We start from the raw sequence: 14,875 nt of genomic DNA on the forward strand, positions 1-14,875 counted from the left end.
ACAAGGTAGATGCTACGGTTGCCGTACCATCTACCTACCGGAGCTGCCCCATGACCTCCCCGCTCGCGCCCCCGGCGCAGCATGCTCCCGACGACGGTGCCTCCTCGCCGACCAGCGCCCCGAGCGCGCCTCCTGCGCCGAGGCGGCGCCGGGCCCGCCGGGTGCTCGTGACGGTCGCGCTCGCGCTGCTCGGGCTGCTCGTCGTCGCGGTCGCCGCGTTCCTCGTGTGGGCCGACGACACGTACCCCGCCGCTCCGGAGGGCATCGCCGCCGTGGAGGAGGACCCGCGGGTCCGCCTGGACGACCGCGGGGACGTCGTCGTCCTCCGGCCCGCGGGGGAGGGGGACGGCAGCGGTCTCGTGTTCCTCGCGGGGGCCAAGGTCGAGCCGCAGGCGTACGCGGCGACGTTCCAGGAGGTCGCCGCGCAGGGCACGACGGTCGTGCTCGTCGAGCCGTTCCTCCACCTCGCGCTGCTGGAGCGTCGCCCGTTCGAGGCGTTCACGGCGCTCGCCCCCGAGGTCGACGCCTGGGCCGTGGGCGGGCACAGCATGGGCGGCGTCCGGGCGTGCACGTACGCCGAGTCGGACGAGGTGCGCGCCCTCGTCCTCCTCGCGTCGTACTGCTCGCTCGGTGACCTGTCCGGCCGCTCCGACCTGGCTGCTCTCACCGTGACGGGCACGCAGGACGGGCTCGTCGACGAGGAGTCGATCGCCGCGTCGCTCCCGCTCATGCCGCCGGGGGCGGAGCGGGTGAGCATCGAGGGCGCGACGCACGCCCAGTTCGGCGACTACGGCACCCAGAGCGGTGACGGCACGCCCACGATCTCGGACGAGGAGGCCCGCGAGCGCCTCACCGACGTGCTCGTGCCGTTCCTGGGCGCGGTGGGCCGATGAGCGCGGACCAGCGGACGGCCGCCGTCCGGGGCGCGGGCACGGCGGTCCCCGTGCTGCGACGGTGGTGGCAGCGGCTGCCCGACAGCCTCGACCGGCGGGTCGTCGTGGCGGCGTGGGTCTCCTTCGCCGTCCAGGTGCTCCTCGTCGCGACCGGCGGCGCCGTCCGGCTGACGTCGTCGGGCCTGGGCTGCCCGACGTGGCCCCTGTGCACGTCCGACTCCCTGGTGAACACCCCGGAGATGGGCGTCCACGGGGTCATCGAGTTCGGCAACCGCACGCTCGCGGGGGTCGTCGGCGTCGCCGCGGTGGTCGTGCTGCTCCTGGTCGTCAGGGTGCGGCGCGAGCGCCGAGACCTCGCGATGCTCGCCGGCACGGTCGTGCTGGGCGTCGCGGCGCAGGCGCTCGTGGGCGGGGTGACCGTCCTGACCGGCCTCAACCCGTTCGTCGTCGGCTTCCACTACGTCGCCTCGGTCGCGCTCGCGTGCGTGTGCGCGGCGTTCCTCGTCCGGCTCCGGGCCGAGCCCGCGGACGACGGGGCCGGCCGTGCCCCGGCGGCGTTCCGGGCGGCGACCGCCGCCCTGGCGACGACGGCGGTCGTGACGATCCTCCTCGGCGTCCTCACGACGGGCGCGGGTCCGCACTCGGGCGACGCGCAGGCTGGGCGCAACGGGTTCGACGCGACGCTCCTCCAGCACGTGCACGCCTGGCCGAGCTACGTGCTCGTGGCCGGCACGGTGACGCTGGCCGTCGTGGCGTGGGCCCGCCGGATGCCGGTCCGCGGGTGGCTCCTCGCGCTGCTCGCACTGCAGGGCGTCCAGGTGCTGCTGGGCCTCTACCAGGCGCGCAACGGGCTGCCCGTCGTCGCGGTCGGCGCCCACATGGTGCTCGCCGCGCTGCTCGCGGCCGCGACGACGGTCGTCGTGCTGTCCGTCGCCGGGTACGGCCCGCACGTGCACGGTCCTGCACGTTCTGGCACCGTCAGGCGGGGATGACGCGGACCTGCTCGCCCAGGGCGCGCACGACGTCCGACGCGGGGTCGGCGTCGGTGACGACGCCGGCGACGTCGTCGAACCCGACCACGCGGAACGGCGACGCGGCGCCGACCTTCTCCGACGAGCCCAGCACGTAGGTCTCGGCAGCACGCGCGGCGAGGGCCCGCTTCGTCGCGGCCTCGTCCGGGTCGCCCGTGGTGAGGCCGGCGTCCGGGTGGATGCCGGTGACACCGAGCAGGAACAGGTCGGCCGACACGTGCTGCGCGGCCTCGACCGTCGCCGCGCCGCTGGTCACCACCGAGTGCTTGAAGAGCCGGCCGCCGAGGACGATCACGTCGGCGACAGGGTGCTCGACGAGTGCCGTCGCGACCGTCGGGCTGTGCGTCACCACCGTGCAGCGCAGGTCCGGCGGCAGCGCCGCCGCGACGGCGAGGGCCGTCGTCCCGCCGTCGAGGATGACGGTGCTCCCGGGGTCGATCAGGCGGACCGCGGCGGCCGCGACCCGCTCCTTGCCCGCGACGGCGACCTGCCGGCGACCCGCGTAGTCGGCGACGGCCGGCGAGACCGGCAGCGCCCCGCCGTACACGCGCTGGCAGAGCCCTTCGGCGGCCAGCTCGCGCAGGTCCCGGCGGATGCTGTCCTCCGAGAGCCCGAGCTCCGCCGCCACGGTCTTCGCGACGATCTTGCCGTCGCGGCGGAGGGTCGCGAGCAGGAGGTCTCGTCTCTCGGCGGCCAGCATGATGCTCCTCGGTTGTACTTGGTTATGCACGATTGTGCCTATTCTAGGCCCATGAACCGACCTCTGCTCATCCTCACCGCCGGCCCGTACCGCTCCGGCGCCGACGGCGACCGCGCCGCGACGGCGGCCGACCTGCGCCGCCACCACGACGTCTCCGCGCTTCCCCGTCACGTCGGGACGGCTCCCGCGAGCGCCCGGTGAGCGGGGTCCCCGGCGTCGACGTCCCCGACCACCGCGGCCGCACGGGCCTCGACCGGGCCGGTCGCGCGCTGCGACGGAACCCGGACGTCGTCGTCCGCGACGTCGAGCTCACGTCGCAGGGGTGGCACGTGCTGCGTCGCACGACCTTCGACCTCCGGCGTCGGGACGGGCGCTGGCAGACGCTCCAGCGCGAGACGTACGACCGCGGCGACGGCGCGACGATCCTGCTCCACGACGCCGCGCGGTCGACCGTCCTGCTCACGCGGCAGTTCCGGTTCCCGGCGTACGTCAACGACCACGCGGACGGCATGCTCCTGGAGACGGCCGCCGGGCTGCTGGACGACGACGACCCCGAGACCGCGATCCGGCGCGAGGTCGCCGAGGAGCTGGGCGTGACCGTCGGGCCGGTCGCACGCGTCTTCACCGCCTACATGAGCCCGGGGTCCGTCACCGAGAAGGTGCACTTCTTCGCCGCGCCGTACACGCCGCGCGACCGCACGGGCGCGGGCGGAGGGGTGGCGGCCGAGGGCGAGGACATCGAGGTCGTGGAGCTCGCGCTCGACGACGCGCTCGCCATGATCGGGGACGGTCGCATCGTCGACGGCAAGACGATCATGCTGCTGCAGTGGTGGGCGCTCGCCGGCGGACGGTCGGGCGGCTGACCGCCCCCGGCCGCGCCCTCAGGTCCGCGCGAGCTCGACGGCCTCGCCGAGGTGGCGCGCGGGAAGGATCGTCATGCCCTCCACGGGGCGCGGGAACGATCCGCGCGGCACGACGGCGCGCGTGAAGCCGAGGCGCGCGGCCTCGGCGAGGCGGCGGTCCAGGCCCGTCACGGGGCGGATGTCGCCCGCGAGGCCGACCTCGCCGAACGCGACCGTGCCCTGGGGCAGCGCCTCGTCCTCGCGCGCCGAGAGGACGGCGAGCGCGATCGAGAGGTCGGCCGCGGGCTCGGTGACCTTGGCGCCGCCGACGGTCGAGGCGTACACGTCCTGGTCGACGAGCCGCACGCCCGCGTGGCGGTGCATGACGGCGAGGATCATCGCGAGGCGGCTGGAGTCCACGCCGCTCGTGGTCCGGCGTGGGTTGGTCAAGGAGCTCGGCACGACGAGCGACTGGATCTCCAGTGCGAGCGGGCGTCGCCCCTCGAGCGTCACGGTGACGCACGTGCCGGGCGACCCGGCGCCGGTGTGCGAGAGGAACAGCCCGCTCGGGTCGGCGAGGCCGACGATGCCGTTCTCCGTGAGGTCGAAGCAGCCCACCTCGTCCGTGGGGCCGTAGCGGTTCTTCACGGCGCGCACGAGCCGGAGGCGTGAGTGCCGGTCCCCCTCGAACTGGCACACGACGTCGACGAGGTGCTCGAGCGTGCGCGGCCCGGCGACCGAGCCGTCCTTGGTGACGTGCCCCACGAGGATGACGGGCAGGTCGCGTGCCTTCGCCGCCGCGATGAGGGACGCCGCGACCTCGCGCACCTGGCTCACGCCGCCCGGAGCGCCCTCGACCTGGGCGGACGCGATGGTCTGCACGGAGTCCACGACGAGCAGGTCCGGCTCGGTCGCCTCGATGTGGCCGAGCACGGTCGCGAGGTCGGTCTCGGACGCCAGGAGAAGGCCGGGCGCGAGGGCGCCGACCCGCTCGGCGCGGAGCCGCACCTGCCCCGCCGACTCCTCGCCCGTGATGTAGAGGACGCGCCGCGGCGTCGGGGCCGGGCGGGCGGCCTCGGCCGCGCGCTCGCCGACCGGGCGCACCGTCGGGAGGTCCGACCCGCCGGCCGCGACGTTGCTCGCGACCGCGAGGAGCAGGGTCGACTTGCCGACCCCCGGCTCCCCGGCGAGCAGCACCACGGCGCCCGGCACGATGCCGCCGCCGAGCACGCGGTCGAACTCCGAGACACCCGTGGGGGTGGCGCGCGCCGCCTCGACGCTGATCTCCCCGATCGGTCGCGCGGGAGAGCGGGTCGGCGTGACGGCGGTGGTGCGCGGGCCGGAGGCCGCCGGGGCGTCCTCGGTCACCGTGCCCCACTCCTGGCACTCCCCGCAGCGCCCTACCCACTTGGCGGTGGTCCAGCCGCACTCGGAGCAGCGGTAGGCGGGGCGGGAGCGTTTGGCGGCCGCGGAGCGGGCCGCGGTGGTCGACGACGTCACGCGCCCAACCTAGCCACGACCGCCGACACCGGCTCGACGCCGCGACGAGAACGCCCTCGCGCGGGATGCTGGGCGCATGCGCAGGCTCCCGCACGACAGCCCGTGGTGGACGCTCATCCTCACGGCCGCGTCCACGACGGCGTGCCTCACGGTCTACTACGGGGTGCCGTTGCCGACCGACGAGGCACCGGAGGTCGTCCAGCTCGTCGCGTTCGGCGTCGGGCTGGCGCTGCTGTGCGCGCTCCTCGTGGTCCAGGTGCGCCGTCAGCTGCGCGCCTGGGGGACGCCGAGCGTCCGGGTCCAGTCGGTGATGGGGCTGCTCCTCCCGATCGTCACGTTCTTCGCGCTCGCCTACTACCTCATGGCCGACCAGTTCGTCGGCATCGAGAACCGCACGGACGCGCTGTACTTCGCCGTGGTGACGCTCGGGACCGTCGGGTACGGCGACGTCCACCCGGTCGGCGAGGGGGCGAAGATCGTGGCGATGATCCAGATCGTGCTCGACCTCGTCGTGGTCGGTCTTCTCGTCTCCATCGCCACCACGCGTGCCCGCGTGCGTGCGGAGCGCCACCACAAGGACGCGTCGCAGGCCGAAAATCGGGCCGACTGACTTTCCCGTCTGAGTCGCTGCCCGGTCACGGCCTGGCGGCCTGCTGCGCGTGATCCCGCGGTTTGCGGGCTTTTGCAGCGGCCTCGCCGCCCGCTCCGCGCCGCCAGCTCGGACGACCTTACCGAAAACCATTGCGATCTGATTTCTGTCTGTGGCATCGTCGGCACCGGACGACCGGCTCGACGACGAGAGGTGCACGCCCGTGACGACGCGAGCGCGACGACGGCCCGCACGCCGCACCGCCGAGGTGCGCGGCGCCGTCGGCCCGCCCGTCACGACCGCCACCCCGCGCGCGACGACGGTGCCGCGACGACGGCGGTGACGCGTCCGACCCCCGTGCGCGGGGGCGTCACCGTCGGCCGGCCACGCACCCGGCCCGTCCTGCCCGCCGGCACGGGCTCCACGACCGTGCGCCCCGGGGGCCGAGGGAACTCCCGGGGCGCACGACCTCCACGCACGACCCGCAGGCCGCGCCGCGGCCCGACCGTCAGGAGACCAGGCCATGACCGACAGACCGACCGACCGACCGCCGCACGGCAGGAACCGTGCGCGACGAACGCTCGCGAGCGTGCTCAGCGCCGGGCTGGCGCTCACCGGGGTCGCCGCGACCGCCGCCCCGGCCGCCGCCGCGGACGCGTACACCTTCACGAGCACCGAGAACCCGATCCTCGGTGACGGGAGCTACTACTCGGCCGACCCCGCGCCGCTCGTCGTCCCGGCGGGCGCACCCGGCAACGACACGGGCGAGGACGAGCTCTACGTCTACACCGGGCACGACGAGGCCGGCCCGACGCGCAACGACTTCGTCATGAACGAGTGGGGGGCGTTCGTGACGAGCGACGTGGACGCGGGGGAGTGGACCCACCACCCGTCGCTCATGCGGCCCGAGGAGGTCTTCGACTGGGCGACGCCGGGCCGCGCGTACGCGGGGCAGGTCGTCCAGGGCGTCGACGGGCGCTACTACTGGTACGTCCCCGTGCACGAGGCGAACAGCCCCGCGAGCGACGCGTTCGGCATCGGCGTCGCCGTGTCGGACTCCCCGACCGGCCCGTGGGCCGACCACGTCGGCGCGCCGATCATCTCCCAGCGCGTCCCGACCCCGAACACGATCCACAACATCGACCCGACGGTGCTCGTGGACGGCGAGGGCGACGACGCCCGTGTCTACGTCTGGTGGGGCAGCTTCTCGAACCTGCGCATGCTCGAGCTCGCGCAGGACATGAAGACCCCGGTAGGCCAGGTCCGCACGGTCACCGGGCTCACGGGCTTCTTCGAGGCGGCGTGGGCGTTCGAGCGGAACGGGACGTACTACCTCGCGTACGCGGGCAACAACGCAGGCCCGACGTCGGCGTGCACCCCGGCGAACTACCACGCGTGCATCGCGTACGCGACGGCGTCGACCCCGCAGGGGCCGTGGACGTACCGCGGCACGGTCCTCGCACCGGTCTCGTCGACGACGAGCCACCCCGGCATCCTCGAGTTCGACGGCGAGTGGTGGATCGCCTACCACACGGCCGACGCCGAGGGCGGCAACCACTTCCGGCGCTCGGTCGCGATCGACCGCGTCGAGTGGGACGACACGCAGTCGCCGCCGCGCATGAAGCAGGTGGTCACGACGCCCGCACCGGTCAAGGACACGACGCCGCGCGCGAACGTCGCGCAGGAGGCGACGGTCACGGTCTCGAACGAGCCCGTCCCGACGCAGTACTGGAAGAAGGCGCTCAACGACGAGATCGTGCGGCCCAACCCGCTGCCCCCGGACATGTGGGGCACCTGGACGGGCAACAACCCGCCGCAGCAGTGGGTCCAGTACACGTGGGACCGGCCGATGCGCCTCGCGGGCTCGCAGATCGAGTTCTGGAACGACCAGCCGCAGGGCACGGGCGTCGGCGTCGCCGCCCCCGCGTCGTGGCGCATCCAGTACTGGGACGCCTCGGACGGCGGCGCCTGGGTCGACGTGCCGAACCCCAGCGCCTACGGGACCGGGACGAGCGGCTTCCAGGACACGACGTTCGGCCCGGTCACCACGACGCAGGTGCGCGCCCTCCTCGACGCCTCCACGAACGGCAGCACGTACTCGGCCGTCGCCGTCGAGGAGTGGAAGGTCCTCGCCGAGCAGCCCGCCGCCGTCGACCCGCCCGGCGTGACGGTCGAGGTCGGCGAGACCGCCCTGCCGGGCACGGTCCCGGTGACGTTCGCGAGCGGCGAGACGCTCCAGGTGCCGGCCTTCTGGGACGAGGCCGCCGCCGACGACGTCGCCGCGCCCGGCACGTTCGTGGTCGAGGGGTCCGTGCTCGGCTACGCGGGCGGTCGCGTGAGCACGGAGGTCACCGTGATCCCGGCCGAGGCGGCGGAGGGCGACGAGACCGCGCCGACCGTGACGCTCACGCCGCTGGGCAGCGCCGGCAGCGGCGGCTGGTTCCGCTCCGACGTGCGCGTGCGCGTCGACGGGGCAGACGACTCCGGAGGGCGCGTGGTCCTCACGACCACCGTCGACGACGGCGCCCCGGTCGCCACGGAGCCGACGCGCGCCACCGAGGTGGCCGTGGCCGGCGACGGCGAGCACCGCGTCCTCGCGACGGCTGCCGACCGCGCGGGCAACGTCTCGGACGAGGTGGCGCTCGACGTCCGGATCGACCGTGTGGCCCCCGTGAGCACCGGCGTGCTGGACGAGGCCGCCCGCACCGTGACGGTCACCGCGACCGACACGACCTCCGGGGTCGAGCGCGTCGAGTACGCGATCGGCACCGGGGAGTGGCGGACGTACGACGGCCCGGTGGCCGCCCCGGACACGAGCCAGCACCGGGTGTCGTTCCGCGCGGTCGACGCCGCGGGCAACGCCGAGACGCCGAAGGCCGTCACGATCCCGGCGGACATCTCGGGCCCGCTCACCGGGAACGTCGCGCCGATCGCGACGGTGAGCGCGTCGTACACGGCCGGGTGGAACAGCGTCGGGGCGCTCCACGACGGCGCCGACCCGGCGAACCCGAGCCAGGCCCAGATCTGGGGCACCTGGTCGGGTACCCGGCCCGCGACCCAGTGGGTGCGGTACGACTGGTCGCGACCGATCCGCCTCACGGGCGCCGAGCTGAAGTTCTGGCGGGACTCGGAGCCGGGGACCGGGGACGGCGTCGTCCGACCCGACTCGTGGGTGCTCGAGTACTGGGACGACGCGGCACAGTCCTGGGCTCCCGTGGCGAACCCGTCCGCGTACGGCACGAGCACGACGGCGTTCAACACCGTGACGTTCGACCCCGTCACCACGTCGCGCCTGCGGGCGACCTTCTCGGCGAACGGGAACGGGACCACCTACTCCGCGGTGGCGGTCACCGAGTGGCGCGCTTTCGCGGACGACCCGGGCACGGGTGGCCCGGAGCCCGAGCTGCCCGTCACGGTCACCGCGCAGACGCGCTGCCTCGCCGGGAAGGCCTACGTCGCCGTGGTCGCGACCCACGATCACGACGCCCCGGTCGACCTGGTGCTCGAGACGCCGTACGGCACGCGGTCGTTCCCGGCGGTCGCCCCGGGGAAGAGCGCCTACCAGTCGTTCGCGGTCCGCGCGGCGACGGTCGAGGCGGGCACCGTCGTCGTGCGCGCGACCAGCACCGTCGAGGGTGCCGAGGTCACGACGGAGACCGAGGCGGAGCACACCGCCCGGAGCTGCGGATGACGCCCCCGACGTGCCCCGGGGGATGACGGGTGGGTGAACCGCAGGCGCGTGCCCGACACCCCGCACGAGCGCGGGGGGTCGGGCACGCGCGCGTCCTACGCTTGGCCGCAGAGCCCGGGCCTGCGAGGACCGGGCCCGCGAGGACCGAGAGCAGCGGAGGTACGCGCGATGAGCCAGCCGCACGGCGGGAGCCCGACGGGACGCGCCGCCACCCCGGCGCGTCCGGGGACCGCCGCGGGGTCGTCGCCGCGCCGACCCACCGACGCCGTGGGCGCGAGCGACCGGCGCCACTCCCGGCCCGCGTCGGCGGCGGTCTACCGACGGCGCCGGCTCGTGGCGCTCGTCGGTCTGCTGCTCGTCGTCGGCCTCGTGCTCGCGTTCCTCGCCTGGGGATGGCCGGGCTTCGCGCGCGCGGACGCCGCGGCGGACCCCGAGCCGACGGTCACGGTCACGGCCGACCCGCCCACCCCGACGCTCGAGCCCGCCGCCCGGACCGGGACGACCGCGTTCGCGACGGCGCTCCCGGACACCGTGCTCGACCTGGTGCTGCGCAGCGACTCGGCGACGGACGCGTGGACCGCGGCCCGGGCGCTCGAGGCGTACCAGCTCGTGTACGCCGACGGTGAGGGGGACGACGCGACGACCGTCACGGTCGTGGCCGGGCAGTGGCCGACGGTCGCGGAGGCGGAGACCGCCGCGACGGACCTCGTCACCGCGGCCGGCGAGCCGACGGACACGGGCGACGTCGAGGTCGCCGGGGAGGTCGCGGGCACCTACGCCGTGACGCCCGCGGCCGACGGTCAGGCGACCGTCACCTGGCGCAACGGCACCGCGGTCCTGCAGGCCACCGGGCCCGCCGACGTCGTCACCGACGTGTACGAGGCTTTTCCCCTCTGACCCCGCTCCGACCGCGGCTCCGCCCCCTCCGACCCTGGTCCGCCCGGCCCCGTCGCCCGCGCGGGAACCGTCCCGGGAGCCCGCGGAGCCCGCGAACGGCATCCCCACGGGCCCGGCTGCGGTCCCGAGCACCCGCCGGGTGCGCAAGAATGCCTTCACCGACCACCGGGAGCTGATCGTCCATGACCGACCTGTCGACCCCGCCCGTCCCCGAGCGCCGGCTCGCCGTCCTCGGCACGGGCGTCATGGGGGAGACCGTCCTCGCGGGCGCGCTCGCCGCGGGCTGGGACCCCGCCGACGTCGTCGCGACGGTCCGCCGGGCCGAGCGCGGCGAGGAGCTCGCGGCGCGCCACGGGGTCGCGACGACCCAGGACAACGTCGAGGCCGTGCGCGGCGCCGGCGTGGTGGTCGTCGCGGTGAAGCCCAAGGACGTCGCGGCGCTGCTCGCCGAGGTCCGCGACGCGGTGGGGGCGGGGGCGGTCGTGGTGAGCGTCGTCGTCGGGCTGCCGACCGCGTTCTACGAGGACCGGCTGCCGGCGGGGACCGCCGTGGTGCGGGTCATGCCCAACACGCCGTCCGTGGTGGGCGCCGGGGTGAGCGCGGTGAGCGGCGGCGCCGCCGCGGACGACGACGACGTCGCGCTCGCCGAGCGACTGCTGTCCGCGACGGGGCTCGTCGTGCGCGTCGCGGAGAAGGACCAGGACGCGGTCGGGGCGCTCTCGGGCTCCGGCCCGGCCTACGTGTTCTACGTGATCGACGCGCTCGCCGAGGCGGGCGTCCTGCTGGGGCTCACGCGCGCGACGGCGCTCGAGCTCGCCACCGCCACCGTGCACGGCGCGGCGACGATGCTGCGCGAGACGGGGGAGCACCCGGCGATCGCGCGCGAGAAGGTCTCGTCGCCCGGCGGCACGACGGTCGCCGCCCTGCGACGCCTCGACGCGGGCGGGGTGCGCGCCGCGTTCCTCGACGCGCTCGAGGCCGCGCGCGACCGCTCGGCCGAGCTCGCCGCGGCGCTCGCGGCCGCACCGGCGCCCCGCCCGGAGACCGGAGGGGACGAGCGGTGAGCGACGGCCCGTCCCCCCGCACGCGCCCGCCCGCGATGTCCGACGTCGCGCGGCTCGCCGGCGTCTCGCACCAGACGGTCTCGCGCGTGCTCAACGACCACCCCAGCGTGCGGCCCGAGACGCGCGACCGCGTCCTCGACGCGATCGCGACGCTCGGCTACCGCCGCAACAGCGCGGCCCGCGCGCTCGTCACGATGCGCTCGGGGACGATCGGCGTCGTGACGACGGGCTCCGCGCTGTACGGGCCGACGTCGACCCTCATCGCGGTCGAGGAGGCGGCGCGCGAGCAGGGGTACTTCGTGAGCGTCGCGACGATCCGGCGCTACGACGCCGACACGATGCACCGGGTGCTCGAGCACTTCATGGACCAGGGCGTCGAGGGCATCGTGGTCATCGCGCCGCAGACCGACGTCGCGGCGGCGGTCGACTCGTTCCGGGCACCCGTGCCGGTCATCATGATCGCGGCGCGCGACCACCCGGGTGAGGGCGAGCCCGCGGAGGTCGTCCGCCCGGGCGCCGGGGCGCTCGGCGCGCCGGGCGCCATCCTCTCGATCGCCGTCGACCAGCGGCTCGGCGCGCGGCTCGCGACCGAGCACCTGCTCGGCCTCGGGCACACCACCGTGCTGCACCTGTCCGGCCCGCTCGACTGGTTCGACGCGCGCGAGCGCGAGACGGGCTGGCGGGCTGCGCTCGAGGAGCAGGGGGCGCCCGTGCCGGAGCCCGTGCGCGGCGACTGGTCGTCGGACCGGGGCTACGCCGTCGGCAAGGAGCTCGCCGCCGCGGTGCGCGCGGGGGACGGGCCGACCGCGGTCTTCGCCGGCAACGACCAGCTCGCGCTCGGCCTGCTCCGCGCGTTCTGGGAGCAGGGCGTGCGCGTGCCGGCCGACGTCTCGGTGGTGGGCTTCGACGACGTCGCGGGGGCCGGGCACTTCATCCCGCCGCTGACGACCGTGCGCCAGCCGTTCGGCTCGCTCGGCCGCCGGTGCATGGGGATGATGATCGACGCCCTGTCCGGTGCGACGGTCCGGCCCGTCTCGATCCCGCCCGAGCTCATGGTGCGGGAGAGCACGACGACCCCGCGCGGCTGACGCCGCGCACCGCTCACGACGACCCGTGCCGAGGGAGTTGGCCTTGTCGGTTGTGAGCGCTAACATTCGAGAAGGAACTCAACGACCGAGGCGCGACGCCGCGACGAGGAGAAGCAGCAATGGTGCAGCAGGACGAGGTCGGCCGCCGTCGGGCGGCCGTCGTGGCGGGGGAGACCGCGCTCGGGATCGAGCTCGGGTCGACGCGGATCAAGGCGTGCCTCGTGGACGCCGAGGGCACGCCGCTCGCGAGCGGGAGCCACGCGTGGGAGAACCGGTTCGAGGACGGCACGTGGACGTACCCGCTCGACGCCGTCGAGGCCGGCCTGCGCGACTGCTACGCGCGCCTCGTCGACGACGTCGAGGAGCGGTACGGCGTGTGCCCCACGACCTACGGCGCGCTCGGCGTGTCCGCGATGATGCACGGCTACCTCGCGTTCGACGCCGACGGCGAGCTGCTCGTCCCGTTCCGCACGTGGCGCAACACGTCGACCGGCCCGGCCGCCTCCGAGCTCACCGAGCTGCTCGGGTACAACGTCCCGCTGCGCTGGTCGGTCGCGCACTGGTACCAGGCGATCCTCGACGCCGAGCCGCACGCCGCGGAGGTCGCGAGCCTCACGACGCTCGCGGGGTACGTCCACCGGCGCCTCACGGGCCGCCACGTTCTCGGGGTCGGCGACGCGTCGGGCATGTTCCCCGTCGACCCGGCGACGCGCGACTACGACCATGCGCTCCTCGCGCTCGTCGACGAGCGCGCCGCGACGCACCGGGACGGGCCCCAGCTCGCCGAGCTCCTGCCGGACGTGCTCGTCGCGGGCGAGGACGCGGGCCGGCTCACGGCCGAGGGCGCCGCCTGGCTCGACCCGTCGGGCACGCTGACCCCCGGCGTGCTGCTCTGCCCGCCCGAGGGCGACGCCGGCACGGGCATGGTCGCGACGAACGCCGTCGCGCCGCGGACCGGCAACGTCAGCGCGGGCACGAGCATCTTCGCGATGGTCGTCCTCGAGGGCCCGCTCGCCGGCGTGCACCACGAGCTCGACCTCGTCACGACCCCCGCCGGCGACCTCGTCGCGATGGTCCACTGCAACAACGGCGCGAGCGAGCTCGACGCGTGGGCGGGCCTGCTGGGCGAGCTCGCCGCCGCCGTCGGCAGCGACGCGAGCCCGGACGACGTGTTCGGCGCGCTGTTCCGTGCCGCGCTGGACGGCGACGCCGACGGTGGCGGTCTGCTCGCCTACAACTACCTCGCCGGCGAGCCGATCACGGGCCTGGACGAAGGTCGGCCGCTCGTCGTGCGCACGCCCGGCAGCCGCCTCACGCTCGCCAACTTCGCCCGCACCCAGGTGTACGGCGCCTTCGGGACCCTCGCGCTCGGGATGCGCGTCCTCGCGGGCGAGGGCGTCCGGCTCGACGGGATGCTCGCGCACGGCGGCATGTTCCGCACGGCGGGCGTCGCGCAGCGGCTGCTCGCCGCGGCGATCGACGCGCCGGTGAGCGTCGGGCGCACGGCGGGCGAGGGCGGCGCCTGGGGCATCGCGGTCCTGGCCGGCTTCGCGCGCGACCGGGCGTCGTCGTCGGGCACCGCGTCCGGGTCGACGGACGGCGCCGGCGCCCACGACCTCGGCGTGTACCTGCGCGAGCACGTGTTCGCCACGGCGGAGATCGAGACCGTCGACCCCGACCCCGTCGACGTCGCCGGCTTCGCCGCGTACCTCGAGCGCTACGCGGCGGGGCTCGCCGTCGAGCGTGCCGCCGTGACGGCGCTGCCCACCCGCACCGAAGGAGAGGACCCCGCATGAGCACGCCCACCCCGGCCGCGGACGTGGCTGCCGCGCCCGCCGCCGTGACGGCGGTGCCCGCGCACCTGCGCGACGCCGTCGACGCCGCCAAGGAGCGTGTCGCCGCGCTGCACGCCGAGCTCCCGCGCTGGGAGCTCGTCGTGTGGACCGCGGGCAACGTGTCCGAGCGCGTCCGCGACACGACGCGCCCCGACGGCTCGGGCGACCTGCTCGTCATCAAGCCGTCGGGCGTGGCGTACGACGACATCACCCCCGAGGCGATGGTCGTGTGCGACCTCGACGCGACGCTCGTCGAGGGCGACCGGTCGCCGTCGTCCGACACGGCGGCGCACGCGTACGTGTACCGGCACCTGCCGGAGGTGGGCGGGGTCGTGCACACCCACTCGACCTACGCGACCGCGTGGGCCGCGCGCGGCGAGCCCGTCCCGTGCGTCCTCACGATGATGGCCGACGAGTTCGGCGGCGACATCCCCGTCGGCCCGTTCGCGCTCATCGGCGACGACTCGATCGGGCGCGGCATCGTCGAGACCCTGCGGGACTCCCGGAGCCCCGCGGTCCTCATGCGCAACCACGGGCCGTTCACGATCGGCACCGACGCGCGCGCGGCGGTCAAGGCGGCCGTCATGTGCGAGGAGGTCGCGCGGACCGTGCACGTCAGCCGCCAGCTCGGCGAGCCCACGCGCATCCCGCAGGACGACGTGGACTCGCTCTACGCGCGGTACCAGAACGTCTACGGGCAGCAGCCCGCCCGCTGACCCTGGCCCCAGGCGCAGCACCCCCGCGG

13 protein-coding genes are annotated in these 14,875 nt (G+C 75.3%); 11 read left to right on the forward strand and 2 right to left on the reverse strand.

The annotated features are described in order from the left end of the window. Window positions 1-50 precede the first annotated feature (50 nt). Together CCE02nite_RS10235 and CCE02nite_RS10240 are read left to right on the forward strand one after the other, a co-directional pair. Window positions 51-893, forward strand: a complete 843-nt coding sequence (locus CCE02nite_RS10235; RefSeq protein ID WP_141389549.1) for an alpha/beta hydrolase — start codon at window positions 51-53, stop codon at window positions 891-893. Continuing rightward, on the forward strand, window positions 890-1,885 hold the full coding sequence (locus CCE02nite_RS10240) for a COX15/CtaA family protein (protein ID WP_141389550.1): 996 nt from the start codon (window positions 890-892) through the stop codon (window positions 1,883-1,885). Before CCE02nite_RS10235 ends, CCE02nite_RS10240 begins: the two co-directional genes overlap by 4 nt. Here CCE02nite_RS10240 and CCE02nite_RS10245 read toward each other — a convergent pair. After that, window positions 1,872-2,624: a DeoR/GlpR family DNA-binding transcription regulator gene (locus CCE02nite_RS10245; RefSeq protein ID WP_141389551.1), complete on the reverse strand. Its 753-nt coding sequence runs from the start codon at window positions 2,622-2,624 to the stop codon at window positions 1,872-1,874. The two genes, CCE02nite_RS10240 and CCE02nite_RS10245, sit on opposite strands and share 14 nt — an antisense overlap. A gap of 51 nt (window positions 2,625-2,675) precedes the next feature. On the opposite strand from CCE02nite_RS10245, the gene CCE02nite_RS20465 reads away from it, so the two are divergent. Continuing rightward, entirely contained in the window at window positions 2,676-2,825 is a 150-nt protein-coding gene (locus CCE02nite_RS20465) for a hypothetical protein (RefSeq protein ID WP_170227284.1), read from the forward strand. Next, window positions 2,822-3,487: an NUDIX domain-containing protein gene (locus CCE02nite_RS10250; RefSeq protein ID WP_141389552.1), complete on the forward strand. Its 666-nt coding sequence runs from the start codon at window positions 2,822-2,824 to the stop codon at window positions 3,485-3,487. The genes CCE02nite_RS20465 and CCE02nite_RS10250 overlap by 4 nt, the downstream gene beginning before the upstream one ends. An 18-nt stretch (window positions 3,488-3,505) precedes the next feature. Here CCE02nite_RS10250 and CCE02nite_RS10255 read toward each other — a convergent pair whose 3' ends face one another. Beyond that, on the reverse strand, window positions 3,506-4,966 hold the full coding sequence (locus CCE02nite_RS10255) for a DNA repair protein RadA (protein ID WP_141389553.1): 1,461 nt from the start codon (window positions 4,964-4,966) through the stop codon (window positions 3,506-3,508). 76 nt (window positions 4,967-5,042) lie between these two features. Between CCE02nite_RS10255 and CCE02nite_RS10260 the strand changes: the two genes are divergently transcribed. The 7 genes from CCE02nite_RS10260 to CCE02nite_RS10290 all read left to right on the forward strand — a co-directional run bounded on the left by CCE02nite_RS10260 (window position 5,043) and on the right by CCE02nite_RS10290 (window position 14,846). Next, window positions 5,043-5,576, forward strand: a complete 534-nt coding sequence (locus CCE02nite_RS10260; RefSeq protein ID WP_141389554.1) for a potassium channel family protein — start codon at window positions 5,043-5,045, stop codon at window positions 5,574-5,576. A 502-nt stretch (window positions 5,577-6,078) separates the two neighbouring features. After that, complete coding sequence (locus CCE02nite_RS10265; protein ID WP_141389555.1) at window positions 6,079-9,246, forward strand: family 43 glycosylhydrolase; 3,168 nt, start codon at window positions 6,079-6,081, stop codon at window positions 9,244-9,246. Window positions 9,247-9,414: 168 nt separating this feature from the next. After that, complete coding sequence (locus tag CCE02nite_RS10270; RefSeq protein WP_141389556.1) at window positions 9,415-10,143, forward strand: hypothetical protein; 729 nt, start codon at window positions 9,415-9,417, stop codon at window positions 10,141-10,143. A gap of 182 nt (window positions 10,144-10,325) precedes the next feature. Further along, window positions 10,326-11,207, forward strand: a complete 882-nt coding sequence (gene proC / locus CCE02nite_RS10275) for a pyrroline-5-carboxylate reductase (protein ID WP_141389557.1) — start codon at window positions 10,326-10,328, stop codon at window positions 11,205-11,207. A 35-nt stretch (window positions 11,208-11,242) separates the two neighbouring features. Further along, a complete protein-coding gene (locus tag CCE02nite_RS10280; protein WP_141389613.1) occupies window positions 11,243-12,295 on the forward strand; it encodes a LacI family DNA-binding transcriptional regulator in 1,053 nt (350 codons plus the stop codon). 119 nt (window positions 12,296-12,414) lie between these two features. Continuing rightward, window positions 12,415-14,091 carry a xylulokinase gene (locus tag CCE02nite_RS10285; protein WP_141389558.1) on the forward strand — a complete coding sequence of 559 codons (1,677 nt, stop codon included), beginning with the start codon at window positions 12,415-12,417 and terminating at the stop codon, window positions 14,089-14,091. Continuing rightward, a complete protein-coding gene (locus CCE02nite_RS10290) occupies window positions 14,088-14,846 on the forward strand; it encodes an L-ribulose-5-phosphate 4-epimerase (protein ID WP_141389559.1) in 759 nt (252 codons plus the stop codon). The genes CCE02nite_RS10285 and CCE02nite_RS10290 overlap by 4 nt, the downstream gene beginning before the upstream one ends. Window positions 14,847-14,875 lie beyond the last annotated feature (29 nt).

The organism is Cellulosimicrobium cellulans, assembly GCF_006539945.1.
Taxonomy (GTDB): Bacteria; Actinomycetota; Actinomycetes; order Actinomycetales; family Cellulomonadaceae; genus Cellulosimicrobium; species Cellulosimicrobium cellulans.

Coding starts and splice junctions, on each gene's coding strand:
- CCE02nite_RS10235 (WP_141389549.1), top strand. CDS start 51: ATGACCTCCCCGCTCGCGCCCCCGGCGCAGCATGCTCCCGACGACGGT.
- CCE02nite_RS10240 (WP_141389550.1), top strand. CDS start 890: ATGAGCGCGGACCAGCGGACGGCCGCCGTCCGGGGCGCGGGCACGGCG.
- CCE02nite_RS10245 (WP_141389551.1), bottom strand. CDS start 2,624: ATGCTGGCCGCCGAGAGACGAGACCTCCTGCTCGCGACCCTCCGCCGC.
- CCE02nite_RS20465 (WP_170227284.1), top strand. CDS start 2,676: ATGAACCGACCTCTGCTCATCCTCACCGCCGGCCCGTACCGCTCCGGC.
- CCE02nite_RS10260 (WP_141389554.1), top strand. CDS start 5,043: ATGCGCAGGCTCCCGCACGACAGCCCGTGGTGGACGCTCATCCTCACG.
- CCE02nite_RS10265 (WP_141389555.1), top strand. CDS start 6,079: ATGACCGACAGACCGACCGACCGACCGCCGCACGGCAGGAACCGTGCG.
- CCE02nite_RS10270 (WP_141389556.1), top strand. CDS start 9,415: ATGAGCCAGCCGCACGGCGGGAGCCCGACGGGACGCGCCGCCACCCCG.
- proC (WP_141389557.1), top strand. CDS start 10,326: ATGACCGACCTGTCGACCCCGCCCGTCCCCGAGCGCCGGCTCGCCGTC.
- CCE02nite_RS10280 (WP_141389613.1), top strand. CDS start 11,243: ATGTCCGACGTCGCGCGGCTCGCCGGCGTCTCGCACCAGACGGTCTCG.
- CCE02nite_RS10285 (WP_141389558.1), top strand. CDS start 12,415: ATGGTGCAGCAGGACGAGGTCGGCCGCCGTCGGGCGGCCGTCGTGGCG.
- CCE02nite_RS10290 (WP_141389559.1), top strand. CDS start 14,088: ATGAGCACGCCCACCCCGGCCGCGGACGTGGCTGCCGCGCCCGCCGCC.